Here is a 22,529-nt window from a genome sequence, read left to right as displayed (position 1 = left end):
CGGCGGGGGGCCCCGCAGCCGGGGGCCTAAAATCCCGCACCTTTGCCCTTTTGGACGGCCATGGCCGCCCAAAGCCTCCCCAAAGCCTCATTTCCCCGGAGATACCCCATGAACCGCATCCGGCGCGCCCTGTCGCTCGTTCTTCTTTCCGCCAGCGCGGCCTTCTCGCTGGGCGCCCAGGCCCAGAACCGCGAGCTGATCGTGGCCTCCAGCGCCACCTACGCGCCCTTCGCCTTCGAGAACAAGGACAAGCAGATCGTCGGCTTCGACATCGACATCATCAACGCCATCGCCAAGCAGCAGGGCCTGAAGATCAAGATCGTCAACACGCCCTTCACCGGCATCTTCGGCGCGCTGAACAACGGCGACGTCGACCTCGTGATCTCCGGCGTGACCATCAACGAGAAGCGCAAGCAGAGCTACGACTTCACGCCGCCGTACTTCGCGGCCCGCCAGCTGATCGCGCTGCCGAAGAACAGCAAGGTCGCCTCGCTGAAGGACCTGGCCGGCAAGAAGATCGCCGTGGTCAGCGCCTCCACGGCCGACGACATCGCCTCGCGCGAGTTCGGCAAGACCAGCCCCGACATCCGCCGCTTCGAGAGCACGCCGCTCATCATTTCCGAGCTGGCCAGCGGCGGCGTCGATGCCGCCATGGGCGACAACGGCGTGATCGCCTACCGCGTGGCGCAGAACCCCGACCTGAAGACGCTGGACGACAAGTCCTTTCCCGAAGAGGGCTTCGGCATCGTCGTGAAGAAGGGCGACAAGGCGCTGCTGGACAGGCTCACGGCCGGCCTCGCCGCCATCCGCGCCGACGGCAGCTACGTGACGATCTACAAGAAGTGGTTCAACAAGGACCCGAACGTCCGATGAACCCCCACGGCATAGGCCAGGAATACCGCGGAACCGGCTCCGCCGGGCCGCTGGTATTGCCCCCGGTAGGGGGTGGGAGAAGCGACACGAAGTGCGCGCAGCCTGGGGGGGAGCAATAGATGGAACAACCAGTGCTGCTTTTTGGATGGTTCCGATGGGACATCCTCGTGGAATACAAGGACCTGTTCTGGCAGGGCGCATGGATGACGCTGCGCATGACGGTGGTCTGCGTGCTGCTGGGCGCGAGCTGGGGGCTGTGCCTCGCGCTCGCGCGGCTGGCGCACCCGCGCCACGCGCCGTGGACCTGGGTGGCGCGCTTCTTCCTGCGCTGGCCGGCCACGGTGTACGTGAGCTTCTTCCGGGGCACGCCGCTGTTCGTGCAGATCCTGTTGATCCACTTCGCGGTGATGCCGGTGTTCATCCACCCGACCTCGGGCATCCTGATCGACGGCGAGCTCGCGCGCACGCTCAAGCAGGAGCACGGCGCCCTCATCTCGGGCGTGGTGGCGCTCACGCTCAACTCGGCCGCCTACATCTCCGAAGTGTTCCGCGCGGGCATCCAGTCGATCTCGCGCGGCCAGTTCGACGCGGGCCGTTCGCTGGGCTTCTCGCCCGCGCAGGTGATGCGCTACGTGGTGCTGCCGCAGGCCTTCCGCCGCATGCTGCCGCCGCTGGGCAACAACGCGATCGCGCTGCTGAAAGATACGTCGCTGGTCTCCGCCATCGGCCTGGCCGAGCTGGCGTATGCCGCGCGCACCGTGGCCGGTGCGTATGCGCGCTACTGGGAGCCTTACCTCGCGATCTCGGTCATCTACTGGGTGATGACGCTGATCCTCACCACCCTGCTGCGCCGCCTCGAGCACCGCCTGGCCCGAAGCGACAGGGGCTGACGGCGGCGGCCGCGCCAAAATAGCGCCACATGCCGCCCATATCCCCCGAAGAGACGCCCATCCCGCCCGCGAGGCCGCAGCCGACGAAGTTCGCGGCCCTCGTGCCCCTGAAGCTCCCCGTGTTCCGCATGCTGTGGAGCACCTGGCTCGTCGCGAACATCTGCATGTGGATGAACGACGTGGCGGCAGCGTGGATGATGACCACGCTCACGTCCTCGCCGATCTGGGTGGCGCTGGTGCAGTCGGCCTCCACGCTGCCGGTGTTCCTGCTGGGCCTGCCCAGCGGCGCGCTGGCAGACATCCTCGACCGCAGGCGCTGGCTGGTGGCCACGCAGTTCTGGCTGGCCGGCACCGCCATCGTGCTGTGCGCCGCGCTGGCGCTCGACCTGATGACCGCGCCGCTGCTGCTGGCGCTGACTTTCGCCAACGGCATCGGGCTGGCGCTGCGCTGGCCGGTGTTCGCGGCCATCGTGCCCGAGCTGGTGCCGCGCACGCAGCTGCCGGCCGCGCTGGGGCTGAACGGCATCGCCATGAACGCTTCGCGCATCGTGGGCCCGCTCACCGCCGGCATGCTGATCGCGAGCGCGGGCAGCATCTGGGTGTTCGCGCTGAACGCGGTGCTGTCTGTGGCCTCTGGCTTCGTGGTGCTGCGCTGGCGGCGCGAGCACACGCCCAACCCGCTGGGCCGCGAGAAGCTCGTCAGCGCGATGCGCGTGGGCGTGCAGTTCGTGCGGCAGTCGCAGCGCATGCGCGCGGTGCTCACGCGTATCTCGATCTTCTTCTTCCACTCGACCGCGCTGCTGGCGCTGCTGCCTCTGCTGGCGCGCAACCTCCAGGGCGGCGGCGCGGGCACCTTCACGCTGCTGCTGGCGGCCATGGGCGCGGGCGCGATCGTCGCGGTGCTGTTCTTGCCCCGGCTGCGCCAGGCGATGGGACGCGACCAGCTGGTGCTGCGCGGCACGCTGCTGCAGTCGGGCGCCACGGCGGTGATGGCCTTCGCGCCCAACGCATGGGTCGCGGTGCCGGCGATGTTCTTCGGCGGCATGGCGTGGATCACGGTGGCCAACTCGCTGTCGGTATCGGCCCAGCTCGCGCTGCCCGACTGGGTGCGCGCGCGCGGCATGTCGATGTACCAGATGGCGATCATGGGCGCGAGCGCGATCGGCGCGGCCATCTGGGGGCAGGTGGCCACCGTCAGCTCGCTGGTCGCGAGCCTGTGCGTGGCGGCCGCGAGCGGCACGCTGCTGATGCTCGCGGCGCTGCGATGGGTGACCGACCTGAGCGGCGAGGACGACACCAGCCCCGCGCAGGCCGGCTGGGCCGTCGGTCCGCCCGCGGAAGCGCCCGAGGAAAGCGGCCGCGTGGTGATCACTGTCGAGTACCTGATCGATCCGGCGCGCGCCGCCGCCTTCCACCTCGTGATGCAGCAGACGCGCCGCGCGCGCCTGAGCCAGGGCGCCATCGGCTGGGAGCTGCTGCACGACATCGCGCAGCCCGAGCGCTACGTGGAGCAGATCGTCGACGAGTCGTGGACCGACCACCTGCGCCGCTTCAACCGTGCGACGGCCAGCGACATGGCGCTGCGCGAACGCAGGCTCGCCTTCCACATCGGCGAGTCGGGGCCGGTCGTCACGCGCTACATCGTGCGGCGCTGAGCCGGCACTGCGGGGTGGGCGGGGCCGTGCGGACGGCTATTTCATACCATCTGGGCAAATTTGATGGCACGACGCTTGCATGGCGAAATTTGCCGGGTATCCACGGATAGCCCTCCTTTTTTGACCGTATGGATAATTTAAGCCACCGCCACGCCCGGCGGCACGAGGTACACCCACGATGAATCCGCCGCCCCTGCGCAGCCGCTTCTGGTCCGACCTGACCAGCGAAGAGTTCTCCCGCCTCGACCGCGAACGGCTCATCGCCGTGCTGCCGGTGGGCGCCACCGAGCAGCACGGTCCGCATCTGCCGATGTCGACCGACACCGCCACCATCGACGGCATGGTGCGCGCCACGCTGCCGCACCTGCCCGCCGACCTGCCGGTGCTGTTCCTGCCCACCGTGCCCTACGGCAAGAGCAACGAGCACTCGCGCTACCCCGGCACGCTCACCGTGTCGGCGAACACGCTGATCTCGATGTGGAAGGACATCGGCGCCTGTGTCGCGAAGGCCGGCGTGCGCAAGCTGGTGCTCTACAACAGCCACGGCGGCCAGATGAGCGTGATGGACATCGTCGCGCGCGACCTGCGCGAGGAGCACGACATGATGGTCGTGGCCGCCAACTGGTACACGCTGGGCCTGCCCGAGGGCCTGTTCACGGCGCATGAAGGCAGGCACGGCATCCATGCCGGCGACCTCGAAAGCTCGGTGATGCTGCACCTCACGCCCGACTACGTGCGCAAGGACCAGTTCCGCAACTTCAGCTCCATGACCGAGCAGCTGGCCGAGGAGAACAAGTTTCTCTCGATCACGCCCAGCGGCAAGCTCGGCTGGCAGATGCACGACATCAACCCCGCGGGCGCCGCCGGCGACGCCACGCGCGCCACCGCCGAGAAGGGCGCCACCGTGCTCGACCACGTGGGCCGACGTTTCGTCGAGCTGCTGCAGGAGGTCGACCGCTTCCCGCTCTCGCGCCTGGCCAACCAGCCCGCCTGGAAATGAGCGCCGACGCCACCACCGCCGCCGGCACGCCGCTGGTCGGCCTGCGCAACGTCAGCAAGCGTTTCGCCAACGGCACGCTCGCGCTGCAGGGCATGTCGCTGGACATCGGCGAGCACGACTTCATCAGCTTCCTCGGCCCCTCGGGCTGCGGCAAGAGCACCGCGCTGCGCCTCATCGCGGGGCTCACGCGCCTGAGCTCGGGCGACATGCACTGGAGCGGTGCCGCCGCCGGCACCAAGAACGGCGAGACCGACCGCGACCTGGGCTTCGTGTTCCAGGAGCCCACGCTAATGCCCTGGGCCAAGGTGTTCGACAACGTCTGGCTGCCGCTGAAGCTCGCCGGCACCAGCCGAGACGCCGCCGCGCCGGTGGTGAAGCAGGCGCTGGAGATGGTCGGCCTCTCGCGCTTCGCCGACGTGTATCCGCGCGAACTTTCGGGCGGCATGAAGATGCGCGTGTCGATCGCGCGCGCGCTGGTCACGCACCCGCGCCTCTTGCTGATGGACGAGCCCTTCGCCGCGCTCGACGAGATGACGCGCATCAAGCTCAACAACGACCTGCTGGCCATCTGGCGCGAGCACCGCTTCTCGGTGGTGTTCGTCACGCACAGCGTGTACGAGTCGGTGTACCTGTCGAACCGCATCGTGGTGATGGCCGCGCGGCCCGGCCGCGTGATCGACGAGATCCGCATCGACGAGCCCTATCCGCGCGGCGAAGACTTCCGCACATCCAGCCGTTACAACGCGCACTGCACTGCCGTGTCGCAATCCCTGCATGGAGCCCTGCATGGCGTCGACATCGATCACTGAGCCCGCCGTCGCCGTGCCCGCTGCCGAAGCGGACGCCGCGCCTTCCGAGGCCGCGCTGCGCGCGCACGAGGACCGGCTGCGCCGGCGCGAGTCGATGCTGCGCATCGTGGTGCCCGCGGCCATCGTCGCGCTGCTGCTGCTGGCGTGGGAATGGACGGTTCGCGCCAACAACATCCCGCACTACATCCTGCCCGCGCCCTCGCTCATCATCCGCACGCTGTTCGACAACTGGGAATCGCTTTCGAGTGCGCTGTGGTTCACCGTCAAGCTCACGCTGCTGGCGCTGGTCGCGGCCATCGTGGGCGGCGTGCTGCTGGCCATTGCCTTCGCGCTGTTCAAGTGGGTGGAGATCGGCCTGTTCCCCATCGCGGTGATCCTGCAGGTGACGCCGATCATTGCGATCGCGCCGCTGATCCTGATCTACGTGTCGAGCACCACGGCCGCGCTGCTGCTGTGCGCATGGATCGTGGCCTTCTTCCCGATCTTGTCGAACACGGTCATCGGCCTGAAGAGCGCCGACAGCAACCTGCGCGACCTGTTCCAGCTCTACAAGGCCTCCCCCTGGCAGACCTTCCGCTACCTGCTCGCTCCCAGCGCGCTGCCCTACTTCATGGCGGGCCTGAAGATCGCGGGCGGGCTGAGCCTGATCGGCGCGGTGGTGGCCGAGTTCACCGCCGGCACGGCGGGCAAGGAAACGGGGCTGGCCTCGCGCATCCTCGAATCGAGCTTCCGCACCGAGATCCCGATGATGTTCGCGGCGCTGCTGCTGGTGTCCCTGCTGGGCATCGTGATCTTCATCGTGTTCGCGGCACTGTCCAGGCTGGTGCTCGGCCACTGGCACGAAAGCGAGATGCGCCGTGAACGCTAGGACGCCCACCCCTGCGCCGGCAGTCGACTGGGACGCCGTGCGCGCGGACCTGCGCGGCCTCAACGTGATCACCGCGCCGGGCCAGCGCAAGCAGCTGTCGAAGGACTTCTACTGGTACAGCCCCATCCTCACCGCGCAGCTCGCGGGCTGCGTGGCCGATCTGGTGGTGAAGGTCGGCACCGAGGACGACGTGCGCCAGGCCGCGGCCGTGGCCGCGAAGTGGAAGCTGCCGCTCACCGTGCGCGCGGGCGGCACCGGCAACTACGGCCAGTGCGTGCCGCTGGAAGGCGGCATCGTGCTCGACGTGACGCAGATGTGCCGCGTGCTCGACATCCAGCCCGGCAGCATCCGCGTGGAGGCCGGCGCCCGCATGCACGACATCGACCTCGCCGCGCGCGAGACCGGGCAGGCGCTGCGCATGTGGCCCTCGACCTGGCATGTGGCCTCCATCGGCGGCTTCATCGCGGGCGGCTTCGGCGGCATCGGCTCGTTCCGCCACGGCATCCTGCGCGACCCCGGCAACCTGCTGCGCGCGCGCGTGATGACGGTGGAGCGCGAGCCGCGCGTCATCGAGCTGCACGGCGACGAGATCCAGCAGGTGCACCATGCCTACGGCACCAACGGCGTGATCCTCGACGTGGAAGTGGCGCTGAGCCCGGCCGTCGACTGGGTGCACTGCACGGTGCTCTTCGACACCTACCGCGGCGCGCTCGACTTCGGCATCGCCGCGCAGGCGCCCTCGCTCGACATCTTCCTGCTCTCGACGGTGGAGGCGCGCTTCTCGCCGTACTACACCGCCATGCGCGACCGCTTCCCGGCCGACCGGCACGCGGTGTTCGCGATGGTCTCGCCCGAGTCGATGGCCGACTTCCGCGCGCTCGCCGCGGCGCAGGGCGGCACCATCTCGGTGGCCGGCACCGAGGCCGAGTTGCTCGCCGAAGGACTGCCGCCGGCCTACGAGTGCGCCTTCAACCACACCACGCTGCAGGCGCTGAAGGCCGACCGCGGCTGGACCTATCTGCAGGTGGCCTACGCCCAGCCCTTCGATCCGTCGGTGGTCGAGCGGCACCTGGAGATCTTCGGCGACGACGTGCTGCAGCACCAGGACTTCGCGCGCGCCAACGGCGAGTGCGGCACCTTCGGCATCCTGCTGGTGCGCTGGAAGGGCGAGGCGCACCAGTACGAGGTGATCCGCGAGATCGAGTCGCAGGGCGGCTGCGTGATCTTCAACCCGCACGTCGTGACCATCGAGGACGGCGGCATGAAGACCATCGACACGCAGCAGATCGAGTTCAAGAAGCGCAGCGACCCCATGGGCCTGATGAACCCCGGAAAAACACGCGGATGGCGTGCCGACATGGCCGTCGGGCGCTGAAAAGCCTTAGTCTCCGCATCCCGTACTTTTCAACGAAACCTCCACAGGAGCACGTTCCCATGCGCATTCCCGCCTTCGCTCTCCGTCCGCTCGTTCTCGGCCTCGCCCTCGCGGGCGCCGCCTTCGCCGCGCAGGCGCAGGAAAAAGTGGTGTTCGCCACCAACTGGAAGGCGCAGGCCGGCCACGGCGGCTTCTACCAGGCGCTGGTGGACGGCACCTACAAGAAGTACGGCCTCGACGTCGACATCCAGCAGGGCGGCCCGATGGTCAACAACCGGCCGATGCTGCCGGCCGGCAAGGTCGACTTCCTGATGACCGGCAACCTGCTGCAGTCCTTCGACAACGTGAAGAACGGCGTGCCCACCGTGGTGGTTGCGGCCTTCTTCCAGAAAGACCCGCAGGCCATGTTCGCGCACCCCGGCCAGGGCTTCGACACCTTCAAGGACATGACCAAGGCGCCGGTGGCCTTCATCGGCAAGGACGGCCAGTTCAGCTTCTGGCAGTGGATGAAGTCGGAGCACGGCTTCAAGGACTCGCAGCTCAAGCCCTACACCTTCAACGTGGGCCCCTTCCTGGCCGACAAGAAGTCCATTCAACAGGGCTACGCCATCTCCGAGCCGCTGTCGATCAAGGCGCAGGCCGGTTTCGACCCGGTGGTGCAGCTGCTGGCCGACAACGGCTTCTCGACCTACTCCACCACCATCGAGACGCGCGCCGACCTGGTGAAGACCAAGCCCGAGACGGTGCGCAAGTTCATCGAGGCATCGATCATCGGCTGGAACAACTACCTCTACGGCGACAACAAGGCCGCCAACGAGATGATCGCCAGGATCAACCCCGACTCGCCCGTGGCCTCCTCGCAGGGCTCCATCGAGCTGATGAAAAAGATGGGCATCGTCGACAGCGGCGAGTCGCTCACCAAGGGCATCGGCGCGATGGACGAGGCCCGCGTGAAGGACTTCTACGACAAGATGGTCAAGGCCGGCCTGTACAAGCCCGGCGAGGTCGACCTGTCGAAGGTGGTCACCACGCAGTTCGTGAACAAGGGCGTCGGCATCGACGTGCGCAAGAAGCTCACGGGCAAGTAAGCACACCGGTTTTTCCCGCGGGTCGCGCGGGGCTTGCGCCGGGGTCAGATGCCGGCGCCTGGGTTGCCATAAGGCACCGCGCGGCCTTTCACCCCCTGGGCTCTGACCCCGTCTCGCCGGCGGCCAACAACCGCCGGGCGAACCGGCCCTCAACCATGAAAACGCTCGTCGTCCATTGCCATCCGAATCCTGACAGCTTCAACCACGCGCTCTACCGCACCGCCCTCGAGGCGCTCTCGCCGCGACATCCCGTCAAGGCCATCGACCTGTACGCCGAGGGCTTCGACCCCACGCTGACATGCGAAGAGCGCATCGCCTACCTCGACAACCCCGACCTGATACGCGAGCGTGTGAAACCCCACGTCGAAGCGCTGCTGTGGGCCGAGCACCTGGTGTTCGTGTTTCCCACCTGGTTCCACGGGCCGCCGTCGATGCTCAAGGGCTGGCTGGAACGGGTGTGGCTGCCGGGCGTGGCTTTCCTGCCCGCGGAACGCAAGGGACAGCTCGCGAAGTCGGGCATGCGGCACATCAGGCGGCTCACGGTGGTGACCACCGGCGGCTCGCCGCGCTGGTTCGTGATGGTCATCGGCGACCCGGGCAGGCGGCTCTTCACGCGGGCGCTGCGCGCGCTGTTCGCGTGGCGCTGCAAGGTGACGTGGCTGCAGCTGCACGACATGAACGCCGTCACCGCGAGCGACCGCACCCATTTCATCGAACGCGTCTCGCGCAAGCTGGGCAGCATCTAGGCGGCAGAAACGACCGCAGGGAGACACATCCATGAGCCTCGAACGCACGCTCACCGTCCGCGTCGAACGCATCTCGCGCCAGACGCCCGAAATCCTGGCCTTCGAGATGGCCCACCCTTGGGGCCGGCCACTGCCTTCCTACGAGGCCGGCGCGCACATCGACGTACACATGCCGGGCGGCTTCTCGCGCCAGTACTCGCTGGCGCGCGCGCCATCGGCCGCCAGCGCGGGGCGCTACGTGATCGGCGTGAAGCGCGAGCTCGCGAGCCGCGGCGGCTCGGCGTCGATGCACGAGCGCGTGCGCGAGGGCGACCTGCTGCCGATCAGCGCGCCGCGCAACACCTTCCCGCTGCGCGAGGAGGCCACGCACCACCTGCTGCTGGCCGGCGGCATCGGCATGACGCCGCTGCTGGCGATGGCACAGGCGCTGGCCGCGCGCGGCGCCGCCTTCACGCTGTGCGTGTTCGCGCGCAGCGAGGAGCACCTGGCCTTCGCCGACGCGCTGCATGCCCCGGCGCTGGCGCCGCACCTGCGGCTGCACCTGGACCAGGGCGATGCCTCTTCGCAGCGCATCGACCTGCGCTCGCTGCTGGCCCAGCGCGCGCCCGGCACGCATCTGTACGTGTGCGGCCCCGGCGGCTTCATGCAGGCGGTGCGCGACGCCGCCGCGCACTGGCCCGAGGATGCGCTGCACGCCGAGTACTTCGCCGCGCCAGCCGACGCGGGCGCCGTCACCGGCCTGCCCTTCACGCTGAAGCTCGCGCGGCGCGGCATCACGGTGCCAGTGGCGGCCGACCAGACCGCCGTCGACGCGCTGCACGAGGTCGGCATCGACATTCCGGTGTCGTGCCAGCAGGGGCTGTGCGGCACCTGCGTGGTCGAGGGCGACGGCGAGGGCGCCGAGCACCGCGACTTCTGCCTCACGGGCAGCGAGCGCCGCCACAAGGTGGCGCTGTGCTGCTCGCGCGCCAAGGGGCTGGAACTGGAACTGCAGCTGTGAGCACACGCGCCGCGATCACGGAAGAGAGCGACGGCGAAGCCCCCGCCACGCGCGGCCGCTCGCGCAAGTACACGCAGGTGCTCGGCCTCATCAACCAGGCCGCCATCGAGGTGTTCGCGAGCGAGGGGCTGGCCGGCGCGTCGACCCAGGCCATCGCCGACAAGGCGGGACTCTCGAAGGCGCAGCTGCACTACTACATCGACAGCAAGGAGGCGCTGTACCGCCAGGTGCTGCAGGACATCCTCAACGACTGGATCGTGGTGTTCGGCTTCAGCGACGAGGCCTTCGGCCCGCGCAAGGTGCTGGGCGACCTGATCCGGCGCAAGATGATGTTCTCGTTCGAGCACCCGCTGCGCTCGCGCATCTTCACCGCCGAGATGATGCGCGGCGCGCCGGTGCTCAACAGCATGATGGACACGAGCAAGCAGCGCACCGACCAGGCCGCCGCCGTGATCCGCAACTGGATGAGCCAGGGCCTGATGGACGAGGCCGACCCGATGCTGGTGCTGTTCCACATCTGGGCCGTGACCCAGTTCTACGCCGACCACGCGACGCAGGCCGCCTACTTCCGCGACACCGCCCAGCAGGGTGAGGAAAAGGACCGGCGCTACCTGATCGAGCAGGTGACCGAGTTCCTGCTCAAGGGCGCGGGCGTCAGGTAGACGAGGAAGACGACGAGAACGAGGTCCGGGGCAGGTACATGGTGGCTTCGACTTCCACCAGAACCTCGTCGCCCGGCAGGAAGCGCGACACCTCCACCACCGTGCTCACCGGCGGCTCGCCCGGATAGAACAGGCCGCGCACGCGGTTGTAGAAGGCGTAGTGCGGCAGGTGGCGGAAGTACTGCACCAGCTTCACCACGTCTTCCATCGTGCCGCCGTGCTCGGCCGCGATCTGGCGGATGCGCTCCAGCACGAACCAGCTCTGCGCGACGATGGGCGCCTCGAACACGTCCACCGACATCTGTCCGGTGGCGTAGCCCACGCTCTGCAGCGCGGTGCGCGCCTCCTCAGATATGGCGTCGTAGCCGGCGACCGCGCGGCGCGTGGCCGGGTCGACGGCGACCACGCCGCTCATGAAGACGAAATCGCCCACGCGCTTGGCGGCCGCGTAGTTGGCCATCGGCTTGCCCATGCTCATCGTTCGTTGCTCTCCAGTGGCTGGCCGGCGCGGATGACGGTGCGTTGCCGTCCGCGCGGGCCGATCAGTTCATGTTCCCCGGTGGCCGACAGCACCAGCAGGTCGGCCGGACAGCCCGGCGCGATGCGTCCGTCCCACGCGAGCCCCAGCGCCTTCGCGGGGCTCACGGTGATCGTGTCGAGCCAGTCTTCAGCCGGCGCGAGATGCGCCGCCTGCACGCCGAGGCCGAAGGTCTCCAGCAGGTCGTAGCTGCCGTAGGGATAGAAGGAGTCCTGCACGTTGTCGGTCGCCAGGCTCGCACGCAAGCCCCGTGCCGCCGCCTCGCGGATGCGCGTGATGCCGCGTTGCACGGGCGTGCGGTCCCAGGCGCCCTGCAGGTAGAGATTGGTGGTGGGCAGCGCGACGATGTGGATGCCGGCGCCCGCGCACAGCGCGAGGGTTTCGGCGGCAACGGTGTCTTCCTGCACCGACAGCGAGCAGGCATGGCCGCAGACCACGCCCTGCCTGAAGTCGCGCGCACGCACCAGCTGGGCGATGCTGCGCAGGCCGGTGGCCTCGACGTCCAGGCCTTCGTCGACGTGGAAGTCCAGCGCCAGCGCGTGCTGCTGCGCGAGGTCGAACACGCGGCCCAGCTTGTGGACGATGCCGTCGTTGCGGTAGACGAAGGCGCCGAGCACGCCGCCCGCGCGCTTCACCTCGCGCGCGATGCGATCGCCTGCGGCGATGTCGGCGAACAGGTCCAGCGGCGTGAGCGAGACGAACTGCAGCTCGACGCGCCCGCGCCATTCCTCGCGCAGCGCCTCGAAAACCGCCAGCGCGGCCGGCGGCTCGGGCTGCACCCAGTCGAGGTGCGTGCGCAGCGCGCGCGTGCCCGACAGCCAGGCGTCGTGCAGCGCGCGCTCCATGCGCAGGCGCAGCGACTCGCCGGTCCAGCTCTCGCGGTGGCGGTTCATGCGGTCGATGGCGACGAACAGGTTGCCTTGCGCGGCGCCCACGTCCTGCACGGTGTAGTTCTTGTCGATGTGCGCATGCGCCTCGACCAGCGCGCTCAGCAGCGTGCCCTTTGCTTGCTGCTGTTGCGCGGCGGCCGTGATGGCGGCGACCTTGTCGCCCTCGATGGTGACGTCGAACAGCTGCGCCTCGCCCGCCGCGAAGCCACGCAGCGGCGCCGGAATGCGCAGCGCTTCGAGCTTCATGCGTGCCGCTGCCGCCACTCGCGCAGCCAGCCCAGCCCAGCCGAGGTGCCGCCGGGCTCCGTGCCGCGCTTCGGCCGGTATTCGCAGCCGACCCAGCCCTGCCAGCCGCACTGCGCCGACACCTCGTCGAGCACGTCGAAGAGGTACGGGTAGTTCTGCTCGCCGATGTCGGGCTCGTTGCGGTCGGGCACGCCGGCGATCTGGATGTGGCCGACGCGACCGGTCGGCAGGTACTTGCGGATCTTCATCGCCACGTCGCCCTCGACGATCTGGCAGTGGTACAGGTCCATCTGCACCTTGAGGTTGGGCGCGCCCACGGTCTCGACGATCTCGTGCGCATGGTCCTGCCGGTTGATGAAGAAGCCCGGGATGTCGCGCGTGTTGATCGGCTCGATCAGCACGTCGCGGCCCGCCTTGGCGGCCTCGGCCGCGGCCCAGCGCAGGTTGTCGACGTACACCGGCTGCAGCGCGTCGCGCTGCTGGCCTGCGGGCACGAGGCCTGCCATGACGTGGATGCGCGGGCAGTCGAGCGCCACGGCGTAGTCGATGGCCTTGGCGATGCCTTCGCGGAACTCGGCCTCGCGCCCCGGCAGGCAGGCCAGGCCGCGCTCGCCGCTGTTCCAGTCGCCCGGCGGCCCGTTGAACAGCACCTGCTGCAGGCCGTTGTGCTTCAGCCGGGCGACGATTTCTTCCTTGGCGAAGTCGTAGGGGAAGAGGTACTCCACGGCCTTGAAGCCGTCCTTCGCGGCGGCGTCGAAGCGGTCGAGGAAGGCGAGCTCCGGGTAGAGCATCGAGAGGTTGGCTGCGAATTGGGGCATGGGGTGTTTTTACTACCAGCGCGCGCCGAAAGTGCGGCGCAGTTCATCGATCTGTCGGGCATCCAGCGGCTGGGGCCTTGCGGCCTGCGCGAGCTGCTGGAGCCTGGCGGTTTCCTCGAGTTCCTCGAGCACGGCCATGGCGGCGCCCGGTGTGTCGTGCCACACGTTGGGGCCGAGGCGCGTGAGCATCACGGCGCGGATCGGCGTGCCGGCCGCGCCGAAGCGCCCGATGGCCTGGGCCACCTGCTCGGCGGCTTCCGGCGCGCCGGGGCGGTGATACGGAATGACCGGCACATGGCCCACCTTCATCACGAAATAGGGCGTGAGCGCGGGCAGCAGTTCGTCGCCGGGCGACTGCAGCGTGAGCGCCACGCAGTGCGTGCTGTGGGTGTGGATCACGCAGGCGGTGTTCGCATCGAAGCTGCGCGCGGCGGCATAGATGCGCGTGTGCAGCGCGATGGTCTTGCTGGCGCGGTCGCCGCCGGTCTGCCGGCCCTGCGCGTCGAGCCGCGCGAGCCGCGCAGGGTCGAGAAAGCCGAGGCAGGCATCGGTGGGCGTGATGAGGAAGCCGCCGTCGTCCAGCCGCACGCTGATGTTGCCGGCCGTGGCATGCACGTAGCCGCGCTCGAACAGGCTGCGGCCGACGCGGCAGATTTCCTCGCGGGCTTGGTTCTCGCTCATGCTCTCGGTCATCCGAGCACTGTAAATGCCTTGGTGAAGAAATCGTCGCTGCCGAAGTTGCCGGACTTCAGCGCGATGTGCAGGCCGGCCTCGGGTGCGGCTTCGGAGCGCGCATGGCACCACGGCACGCCGGGGTCGATCTGCGGGCCGATCTGCATCTGCGCGATGCCCAGCGCCTGCACGCAGGCACCCGAAGTCTCGCCGCCGGCCACCACCAGCCGATGCACGCCGCGCTCGACCAGTCCGCGCGCGATGGCGGCGATGGTGCGCTCGACCATCGCGCCGGCTTCTTCCACGCCGAGCCGGCCCTGCACCGACTTCACGGCGCCGGCCTCGGCGGTGGAGTAGACGAGCACCGGGCCCTTGTCGATGAGCGGCGTGGCCCAGGCCAGTGCTTCGGCCGCTACGTCCACACCCGCCGCGATGCGCAGCGGATCGATGGCCAGCGCCGCGCCGCCGCGCTGGATGAAGTCGAGCACCTGCCGGTTGGTGGCGAGCGAGCAGCTGCCCGAGACCACCGCCGACTTGCCGCCCGCCTTGGGCAGCGCGCTCGCCTGCGACGAGGGCGCGAGGCCGAAGTTGGCAGGCAGGCCGATGGCCACGCCCGAGCCGGCCGTCACCAGCGGCATCTTCGCGAGCGCCGGGCCCATGCGCAGCAGGTCGTCGTTCGACACCGCGTCGACGATGGCGATGGAAACGCCCCCGGCCTTGAGCTGCGCGATGCGCTCCCCGATGGCGGCGGCGCCGCGCGCCACCACCGCGTAGTCGACCAGCCCCACCTTGCGCCTGCACTGCGCCTGCAGCACGCGCACGAGGTTCGGGTCGGTCATCGGCGTGAGCGGGTGGTTCTGCATGCCGCTCTCGTTGAGCAGCACGTCGCCCGCGAACAGGTAGCCCTTGAACACGGTGCGCTTGTTGTCGGGGAAGGCGGGCGTGGCGATGGTGAAGTCGCACGCCATCGCGTCCATCAGCGCCTCGGTCACGGGGCCGATGTTGCCTTGGGGCGTGCTGTCGAAGGTGGAGCAGTACTTGAAGTAGATCTGCTTCGCACCCTGCGACTGCAGCCAGCGCAATGCATCGAGCGACTGCGCGACGGCTTCGGCCGGCGCGATGGTGCGCGACTTGAGGGCGACGACCACCGCATCGACGTCGGCATCAAGAGGACCGTCCGGCACGCCGATGGCCTGCACCACGCGCATGCCGGCGCGCACGAGGTTGTTGGCGAGGTCGGTGGCGCCGGTGAAATCGTCGGCAATGCAGCCGAGCACGAGCTTGGACATGGCGTTCAGTCCTTCGCGATGGGCAGCTTCACGGCCTGCGCGTTCTCGCGCACGTAGTCGCGCAGGATCGCGTCGAAGCTGGCGTCGGCCTTCAGGCCCAGCGCCTCGGCGCGCGCGGCGTGGATGCGGCTGGGCCAGCTGGTGACGATCTTCGCGACGGCGGCGTCGGGCTCCCAGTCGATCAGGCCGGTGGCCTCCTTGCCGGCGATGCGTTCGAGCGCCTGCGCCATCTTGCGCACGGTGGTGGTCAGCGCGGGCAGGTTGATGGCGGTGCGAGCACCCCACTCGGCGGCGCTGGCAGTGGCCGCGCGGACGATACCGGCGACGGTGTTGCCGGGCGAGGCCAGCGCGACGGGCGTGTCGGGCGACACGGGGCAGCGCGCACGCTCGCCGGCCAGCGGCTCGCGCAGCATGCCGCTCAGGAAGCTGGAGGCCGCGCCGTTGGGCCGGCCGGGGCGCACCGATACCGTCATCAGCCGCACGTTGCGGCCCTGCACGAAGCCCTTGCGCGTGAAGTCGGCCACCAGCTGCTCGCCTATGAACTTCTGGATGCCGTAGCTGTTCTGCGGCGTCGGCAGCGTGGTGTCTTCGATCACCGCGGGCAGGCGCTGCTCGGGCGAATCGCCGAACACCGCGACCGAGCTGGAGAACACGAACACCGGCGAGTGGCCCGCGCGGCGCGCGGCTTCTAGCAGGCCGCGCGTGGCGTCGAGGTTGCTGCGCATGCCGAGGTCGAAGTCGGCCTCGCACTCGCCGCTCACGGCGGCGGCGAGGTGGAACACGAGCTGCGTGTCGGCGACGGGCAGCGCGCCGTTCGAAAGCTGCTCCAGCAGGTCGCCCTGCACGAACTGCACGCGCGCGTCGGAAGCCAGGTCGGCGGGCGGCGGCACGCGGTCGGCCAGGGTGATGCGCGAGACGGGCTGCGCGGCCGATCCGGCCAGCGCGAGGCTGCGGCCCGCGAGCAGCGTGCGTGCGAGGCGGGCGCCCAGGAAGCCGCAGCCGCCGGTGATGAGGATGTTCATGTGCGTGTCTCTTCTTTCTTTCAGGCTTCTTTCTTCGGACCCGGCACCTCGATGCCGGGGAAGATCTTGATTACCGCGCTGTCGTCCTCGCGAGCGTAGCCCGCCGTCGAGGCCTGCATGAACATCTGGTGCGCGGTGGACGACAGCGGCAGCGGAAACTTGCTCGCGCGCGCCACGTCGAGCACCAGGCTTAGGTCCTTCACGAAGATGTCCACGGCCGACAGCGGCGTGTAGTCGCCCGCGAGCACGTGCGCCATGCGGTTCTCGAACATCCAGCTGTTGCCCGCGCTGTGGGTGATGACCTCGTACAGCGCCGCCGGGTCCACGCCCTCGCGCAGGCCCAGCGCCATGGCCTCGGCCGCCACCGCGATGTGCACGCCGGCCAGCAGCTGGTTGATGATCTTCACCTTGCTGCCCGCGCCCGCCTTGTCGCCCAGGCGGTAGACCTTGGCGGCCATGGCGTCGAGCACCGCGCCGGCCTTCTCGTACGCGGCGGGCCTGGCGGCGGTCATCATCGTCATCTGGCCGCTCGCGGCCTTGGCGGCGCCGCCGGAGATCGGCGCGTCGATGTAGAGGATGCCCAGCTTCTCCAGGCGCGCCTCCAGCGCCACCGACCAGTTCGGATCGACGGTGGAGCACATCACGAAGACGCTGCCGGGCTTCATCGACGCGGCGCAGCCGGGCAAGGTGCCGTCGCCGAACAGCACCGACTCGGTCTGCGCGGCGTTCACCACCACGCTGACCACGATGTCGCATTGCGCGCCGAGCTCGGGCAGCGTGGCGCAGGCCGTGCCGCCTTCGCGCGCGAAGGCTTCGGCGGCCTCGCGGCGCACGTCGAACACATGCGGCGCATGGCCCGCGCGGCGCAGCGACTGCGCCATGCCGGCGCCCATGGCGCCCAGGCCCACGAGGCCGACGACGGGAGTGGCAGCGGAGATGGTGGAAGGGGTCTTTTCTTGGTTCATTGCGTTGCTTCCGTTCAGTTGCAAGGCCGGGCACCCGGTGCGACGCGCCCCGTTCGGGAAACACCGCGGAACCGGCTTTGCCGGGCCGCAGGTGTTGCCCCCGGCGAGGGGGTTGGCGCAGCGACACGAAGTGCGCGAAGCCTGGGGGTGTACTTCATCTAACGGTTGACCAGTTGCTTGGGCGTGAACCACACGCCGATGGCGCCGAGCACCAGCGCGCCGGCCAGCACGTACATGCCGATCTGCGTGCTGCCCGTGAGGTCCTTCAGGTAGCCGATGAGGTAGGGGCTCACGAAGCCCGCGAGGTTGCCCACCGAGTTGATGGCGGCGATGCCCGCGGCGGCGGCCGTGCCCGTGAGGAAGGCGGTGGGCAGCGACCAGAACAGCGGCGCGCAGGTCAGCACGCCGGCCGCGGCGAGCGAGAGGAACGCCAGCGACACGGCCGTGTTCTGCGTGTACGAAGCGGCCACGGTGAAGCCCACGGCACCCATCATGGCCGGCACGATCAGGTGCCAGCGGCGCTCCTGGCGGCGGTCGGCGCTGCGGCCGAAGAGGTTCATCGCGACGATGGCGCAGAGGAACGGAATCGCGCTGAGCAGCCCGATGTTCAGGTTGCCCTGCACGCCCGTGGCCTTGACCAGCGTGGGCAGCCAGAAGGTGAGTGCGTACTGGCCCATGACGAAGGCGAAGTAGATGAACGCCATCCACCAGATGCGCGCATCGCGGAACACGCCGGCCACCGAGTGCGGGCCCTTGGCGCCGTGGGCGGCGTCGTTCGCCACCTCGCGCTGCAGCAGGGCCTTTTCCTCGGCGCTGAGCCAGCGCGCCTGGGCGATGCCGTTGTCCAGGTACAGCAGCACCATCACGCCGATGAGCACGGCGGGGATGGCTTCGATGAGGAACATCCACTGCCAGCCGCTCATGGCCGACACGCCGTGGAAGCTGTCCATGATCCAGCCCGACAGCGGGTTGCCGAAGATGCCCGCCACCGGAATGGCCGACATGAACACCGCGATGATCCGCGCGCGCCGGTGCGCCGGGTACCAGTGCGTGAGGTAGAGGATCACGCCCGGATAGAAGCCCGCCTCGGCCAGCCCGAGCAGGAAGCGCAGGATGTAGAAGCTGGTGGGCGTCTTCACGAACATGAAGCAGGCCGACAGCAGGCCCCAGGTGATCATGATCCGCGCGATCCAGATGCGCGCGCCCACGCGGTTGAGCAGCAGGTTGCTCGGCACCTCGAACAGGAAGTAGCCCAGGAAGAAGATGCCGGCGCCAAGACCGAACACGGTTTCGCTGAAACCCAGGTCCTGGCCCATCTGCAGCTTGGCGAAGCCGACGTTCACGCGGTCGAGATACGCGATCACGTAGCAGAGCATGAGGAAGGGCACGAGGCGCCAGAACACCTTGGAATAGGCGCGCTTTTCGAGCGCGGCATCGGCGGCGGCGGGCGGCATGGCGCCGGCCTGGAGGGTCGAGGAAGTCATGGAAGGCTGCGTCTCAGATGATTTGTCAGGTCATCATACAAATCTGAGTTTTCCTGGCCGACCCGGGTAAACCCTCGGAAATGGCGCCTCGCGGCGACTTTGCGGTGTCTTTGTGTGTCGGCTCAGCCGCCGACGGGCCAGCCCTCGACCAGCGGACGGGCGAGCTGCTCGCCCTCCTGCTGCCAGAACACCGGATCGGCCAGCTCGATGCGGCGGATCGCGTTGTCCATGTGGCTCTTGGCGGCTTCGCGCGCCCGCAGCGGATCGCCGGTCTCGATGGCCTCGACGATGCGCGCGTGCTCCTGTGCCACCTCGCGCGCGAAGTCGGCGCGGCGCGCCTCGTTGGCGCGCGTGACGCGAGTGGCGCCGTGCAGGAACTGCCGCAGGTACTGCAGCGTGCCGATCAGGAAGGGGTTGCGCGCCGCCTCGGCGATGGCGCGGTGGAAGCGCACGTCCTCGTCCGCGCCGTTGCCGCCCGCCTCGACCGCCGCGTGCAATGCGGCGATGGCGTCACGGATGCGCTGCACGTCTTCGTCCGTGCGGCGCTCGGCGGCCAGCGCGGCCACCTCGGCTTCGAGCGCGCGGCGCAGCTCGACCATCTGGATCACCGCCTCGCGCGAGGCCACATGCGGCATCTCGAAGCGCAGCGGCTCGACGCCGGCAGCGCGCACGTAGACGCCGCTGCCCTGGCGCGAATCGAGCAGCCCCAGCGACTTCAGCCGCGACACCGCCTCGCGCACCACGGTGCGGCTCACGCCGAACTGCTCGGCCAGCGCGGTCTCCGTGGGCAGCCGGTCGCCTTCGGACAAGCGCCCGCTGCGCACCTCGGCCGCGAGCGCATCGGCCACCTGGTCGGCCAGGCGGACGGCGGGGGCGATGGACTGGAAGCGGGCGGTCATGGGCGCGAAGGTGGTGGGCCTGCGACTCTAACGCAGGGCCCACCCCATCGCGGAACCCGCAGGAATCAGCTCAGCGCGTAACGCGCGGCCTTCGCGATGCTCTGCGCATCGACGCCGAAGAAGCCGCGCAGCGCCGCACGCGTGTCGCTGCGGCCGAACCCATCGGTGCCCAGCGTGATGTAGCGGCGGCCTTCGGGCAGGAAGGCGCGCACGCTCTCGGGCACGGCGCGCACGTAGTCGGTGGCGGCGATGATCGGCGTCTTTCCAGCGCTGAGCTGCCGCGCGATGAACGGTGTATCGGCCTTCTCGCCAGCCAAGGCGCGCTGCTCGCACGCCAGCCCGTCACGCGCGAGTTCGCTCCAGCTTGTCACGCTGAACACCTCGGCCTCGATGCCCTCTTCGGCCAGCAGCTGCGCGGCCTTCACGACCTCGGTGAGGATCGCGCCCGAGCCCATCAGCGTCACTTTCTTCTTCGCCTTGCCCGAAGCCGGCGCATAGGTGCCGAAGCGGTAGCAGCCGCGCAGGATGTCGCCTTCCGCGCCGGCCGGCACGTCGGGCTGCGCGTAGTTCTCGTTCATGAGCGTGACGTAATAGAACACGTCCTGCTGCTCGACCATCATTTCGCGGATGCCCGCGTCGACGATCACCGCCATCTCGCCCGCGAAGGCCGGGTCGTAGGCCTTGCAGTTGGGGATGGTCGCGGCCACGAGGTGGCTGCTGCCGTCCTGGTGCTGCAGGCCTTCGCCGCCGAGCGTGGTGCGCCCCGAGGTGGCGCCCAGCAGGAAACCGCGCGCACGCTGGTCGGCCGCGGCCCAGATGGCGTCGCCCACGCGCTGGAAGCCGAACATCGAGTAGTAGATGTAGAAGGGCAGCATCGCCAGGCCGTGCACGCTGTAGCTGGTGGCCGCGGCCGTCCAGCTCGCGATGGCGCCGGCCTCGCTGATGCCCTCTTCGAGGATCTGTCCGTCGGTGGCTTCGCGGTAGCTCAGCACCGAGCCGATGTCTTCCGGCGCATAGCGCTGGCCCACGCTCGAATAGATGCCGACCTGCTTGAACAGGTTGGCCATGCCGAAGGTGCGCGCCTCGTCGGCCACGATGGGCACGATGCGCGGGCCCAGGGCCTTGTCCTTCATCAGGTTGCCCAGCATGCGCACGAAGGCCATGGTGGTGCTCATCTCCTTGCCGGCCGCGACGGTGGCGAACTGCGCGTAGCTCGAGATGTCGGGCTTGGCCACCACCTCGCAGGCGGTCTCGCGGCGCGGCATGGCGCCGCCGAGGGCCTCGCGGTGCTGGCGCAGGTAGCGCATCTCGGCGCTGTCCTCGGCCGGGCGGTAGAAGTCCATCGCGGTGGCCTGCGCGTCGGTCAGCGGGAGGTTGAAGCGGTCGCGGAACTCGATGAGGTCCACGTCGCCCATCTTCTTGTGCGAGTGCGTGGTCATCTTGCCCTGCGCGGCGCTACCCATGCCGTAGCCCTTCTTGGTGTGGGCGAGGATCACGGTGGGCTGGCCGCGATGCGCCGCGGCTGCGGCATAGGCGGCGTGGATCTTCACGAGGTCGTGGCCGCCGCGCTTGAGGCGGTCGATCTGCTCGTCGGTCATGCCTTCGGCCAGGCGCGCGAGCTCGGGGTTCTGGCCGAAGAAGTTGTCGCGGTTGAAGCGGCCGTCCTTGGCGGCGAAGGTCTGCATCTGGCCGTCGACGGTGTTGGCGAAGACGCGCGCAAGCGCGCCGCTCGCGTCCTGCGCGAAGAGGCCGTCCCAGTCGCTGCCCCACACGAGCTTGATGACGTTCCAGCCCGCGCCGGCGAAGAGCTTCTCGAGCTCGTCGATGATGCGGCCGTTGCCGCGCACTGGGCCGTCGAGGCGCTGCAGGTTGCAGTTGACGACCCACACGAGGTTGTCGAGCTTCTCGCGCGCAGCGAGCGTCAATGCGCTCATCGATTCGGGCTCGTCCATCTCGCCGTCGCCGAACACGCCCCACACCTTGCGTCCCTCGCAGTTCAGCAGGTTGCGGTGCGTGAGGTAGCGCATGAAGCGCGCGTGGTAGATCGAGCTGATGGGGCCGATGCCCATCGAGCCGGTCGGGAACTGCCAGAAGTCCGGCATCAGGTACGGATGCGGGTAGCTGCACAGGCCGCGCGCGCCGCTGCCGTCGGTGAAGGCGGGCGCGGTGAGTTCCTGGCGGTAGTGCTTCAGGTCTTCCTCGCTCAGGCGGCCTTCGAGGTAGGCGCGGGCGTACACGCCCGGTGCGCTGTGCGGCTGGAAGAACACGAGGTCGCCGCGATGGTGCTCGCTGCGCGCATGGAAGAAGTGGTTGAAGCCGGTCTCGAACAGGTCGGCCGCACTCGCGTAGCTCGCGATGTGGCCGCCGAGCTCGCCGTACGCCTGGTTGGCCTTGGCCACCATCGCGAGCGCGTTCCAGCGCATCAGCGAGGCGAGCTTCTCCTCGATGGCAAGGTCGCCCGGGAACGGCGGCTGGTCTTCCACCGCGATGGTGTTGACGTACGGCGTCGCCAGCTCGGGCTGCCAGCCGATGCGCTGCTGCCGCGCGAGGCGGGCCAGTTCGGCCAGCATCTGCCTGGCGCGCTGCGGCCCCTGCGTCTGCGCCAGCGCCACGAAGGCATCGCGCCACTCGGCGGTCTCGGCGGGGTCGGGGTCGTGCGAGAGCTGCGTTTCATCCAGCAGCAGGGCGCGCATCTGGTCGGGCGAAATCGGGGCGTTCATGACGGCACTTTAGGCCGCCG

Annotated in this window: 21 protein-coding genes; 11 read left to right on the top strand and 10 right to left on the bottom strand. The window is 69.2% G+C overall.

Annotated elements, in window-relative coordinates; translation table 11 throughout:
* Positions 1-108: 108 nt before the first annotated feature.
* From ACAM57_RS00790 to ACAM57_RS00740, 11 genes are all read left to right on the top strand, one after another.
* Positions 109-873, top strand: coding sequence for a basic amino acid ABC transporter substrate-binding protein (locus ACAM57_RS00790; RefSeq protein ID WP_369660395.1), 765 nt, complete (start codon positions 109-111; stop codon positions 871-873).
* Positions 874-992: 119 nt separating this feature from the next.
* Entirely contained in the window at positions 993-1,763 is a 771-nt protein-coding gene (locus ACAM57_RS00785; RefSeq protein ID WP_126021096.1) for an amino acid ABC transporter permease, read from the top strand.
* A gap of 29 nt (positions 1,764-1,792) precedes the next feature.
* The gene (locus ACAM57_RS00780) at positions 1,793-3,418 is read left to right on the top strand and encodes an MFS transporter (RefSeq protein ID WP_184639420.1); all 1,626 of its coding nucleotides are present in this window, start codon (positions 1,793-1,795) and stop codon (positions 3,416-3,418) included.
* Between the two features lie 178 nt (positions 3,419-3,596).
* Positions 3,597-4,418: a creatininase family protein gene (locus tag ACAM57_RS00775; protein ID WP_369660394.1), complete on the top strand. Its 822-nt coding sequence runs from the start codon at positions 3,597-3,599 to the stop codon at positions 4,416-4,418.
* Complete coding sequence (locus tag ACAM57_RS00770; RefSeq protein ID WP_369660393.1) at positions 4,415-5,227, top strand: ABC transporter ATP-binding protein; 813 nt, start codon at positions 4,415-4,417, stop codon at positions 5,225-5,227. The genes ACAM57_RS00775 and ACAM57_RS00770 overlap by 4 nt, the downstream gene beginning before the upstream one ends.
* Positions 5,205-6,095 (top strand): ABC transporter permease, encoded by an 891-nt coding sequence (locus ACAM57_RS00765; protein WP_369660392.1) that lies wholly within the window; start codon positions 5,205-5,207, stop codon positions 6,093-6,095. Before ACAM57_RS00770 ends, ACAM57_RS00765 begins: the two co-directional genes overlap by 23 nt.
* A complete protein-coding gene (locus tag ACAM57_RS00760) occupies positions 6,085-7,470 on the top strand; it encodes an FAD-binding oxidoreductase (RefSeq protein WP_369660391.1) in 1,386 nt (461 codons plus the stop codon). The genes ACAM57_RS00765 and ACAM57_RS00760 overlap by 11 nt, the downstream gene beginning before the upstream one ends.
* Positions 7,471-7,529: 59 nt before the next feature.
* Positions 7,530-8,558 (top strand): ABC transporter substrate-binding protein, encoded by a 1,029-nt coding sequence (locus tag ACAM57_RS00755; protein WP_126021091.1) that lies wholly within the window; start codon positions 7,530-7,532, stop codon positions 8,556-8,558.
* Positions 8,559-8,713: 155 nt separating this feature from the next.
* Positions 8,714-9,304, top strand: coding sequence for an NAD(P)H-dependent oxidoreductase (locus tag ACAM57_RS00750; RefSeq protein WP_369660390.1), 591 nt, complete (start codon positions 8,714-8,716; stop codon positions 9,302-9,304).
* Positions 9,305-9,335: 31 nt separating this feature from the next.
* The gene (locus tag ACAM57_RS00745; RefSeq protein WP_369660389.1) at positions 9,336-10,304 is read left to right on the top strand and encodes a 2Fe-2S iron-sulfur cluster-binding protein; all 969 of its coding nucleotides are present in this window, start codon (positions 9,336-9,338) and stop codon (positions 10,302-10,304) included.
* Entirely contained in the window at positions 10,301-10,966 is a 666-nt protein-coding gene (locus tag ACAM57_RS00740) for a TetR family transcriptional regulator C-terminal domain-containing protein (RefSeq protein ID WP_184639405.1), read from the top strand. Before ACAM57_RS00745 ends, ACAM57_RS00740 begins: the two co-directional genes overlap by 4 nt.
* On the opposite strand, the gene ACAM57_RS00735 is transcribed toward ACAM57_RS00740, so the two are convergent.
* From ACAM57_RS00735 to mdeB, 10 genes are all read right to left on the bottom strand, one after another.
* Entirely contained in the window at positions 10,959-11,444 is a 486-nt protein-coding gene (locus tag ACAM57_RS00735) for a RidA family protein (protein ID WP_369660388.1), read from the bottom strand. The genes ACAM57_RS00740 and ACAM57_RS00735 overlap by 8 nt on opposite strands.
* Positions 11,441-12,640 carry an amidohydrolase family protein gene (locus tag ACAM57_RS00730; protein ID WP_369660387.1) on the bottom strand — a complete coding sequence of 400 codons (1,200 nt, stop codon included), beginning with the start codon at positions 12,638-12,640 and terminating at the stop codon, positions 11,441-11,443. Before ACAM57_RS00730 ends, ACAM57_RS00735 begins: the two co-directional genes overlap by 4 nt.
* Positions 12,637-13,458, bottom strand: coding sequence for a 2-oxo-tetronate isomerase (otnI, locus tag ACAM57_RS00725; protein WP_369660386.1), 822 nt, complete (start codon positions 13,456-13,458; stop codon positions 12,637-12,639). Before otnI ends, ACAM57_RS00730 begins: the two co-directional genes overlap by 4 nt.
* Positions 13,459-13,470: 12 nt before the next feature.
* Entirely contained in the window at positions 13,471-14,139 is a 669-nt protein-coding gene (locus ACAM57_RS00720; protein ID WP_369660385.1) for an aldolase, read from the bottom strand.
* Positions 14,140-14,147: 8 nt separating this feature from the next.
* On the bottom strand, positions 14,148-15,419 hold the full coding sequence (otnK, locus tag ACAM57_RS00715; protein ID WP_369660384.1) for a 3-oxo-tetronate kinase: 1,272 nt from the start codon (positions 15,417-15,419) through the stop codon (positions 14,148-14,150).
* Between the two features lie 5 nt (positions 15,420-15,424).
* Complete coding sequence (gene denD / locus ACAM57_RS00710; RefSeq protein ID WP_369660383.1) at positions 15,425-16,441, bottom strand: D-erythronate dehydrogenase; 1,017 nt, start codon at positions 16,439-16,441, stop codon at positions 15,425-15,427.
* Between the two features lie 20 nt (positions 16,442-16,461).
* A complete protein-coding gene (gene ltnD / locus ACAM57_RS00705) occupies positions 16,462-17,406 on the bottom strand; it encodes an L-threonate dehydrogenase (protein ID WP_369660382.1) in 945 nt (314 codons plus the stop codon).
* 158 nt (positions 17,407-17,564) lie between these two features.
* Positions 17,565-18,890, bottom strand: coding sequence for an MFS transporter (locus ACAM57_RS00700; protein ID WP_369660381.1), 1,326 nt, complete (start codon positions 18,888-18,890; stop codon positions 17,565-17,567).
* A gap of 122 nt (positions 18,891-19,012) precedes the next feature.
* On the bottom strand, positions 19,013-19,789 hold the full coding sequence (locus tag ACAM57_RS00695) for a FadR/GntR family transcriptional regulator (RefSeq protein ID WP_369660380.1): 777 nt from the start codon (positions 19,787-19,789) through the stop codon (positions 19,013-19,015).
* Between the two features lie 65 nt (positions 19,790-19,854).
* Positions 19,855-22,509 (bottom strand): alpha-ketoglutarate dehydrogenase, encoded by a 2,655-nt coding sequence (mdeB, locus tag ACAM57_RS00690; RefSeq protein ID WP_369660379.1) that lies wholly within the window; start codon positions 22,507-22,509, stop codon positions 19,855-19,857.
* Positions 22,510-22,529: the final 20 nt, after the last annotated feature.

Origin of the sequence: Variovorax sp. V15 (assembly GCF_041154425.1) — a bacterium.
Taxonomy (GTDB): Bacteria; Pseudomonadota; Gammaproteobacteria; order Burkholderiales; family Burkholderiaceae_C; genus Variovorax; species Variovorax guangxiensis.
Note: the sequence above shows the minus strand (reverse complement) of the source record. Positions and strands in the feature narration are given on the sequence as shown.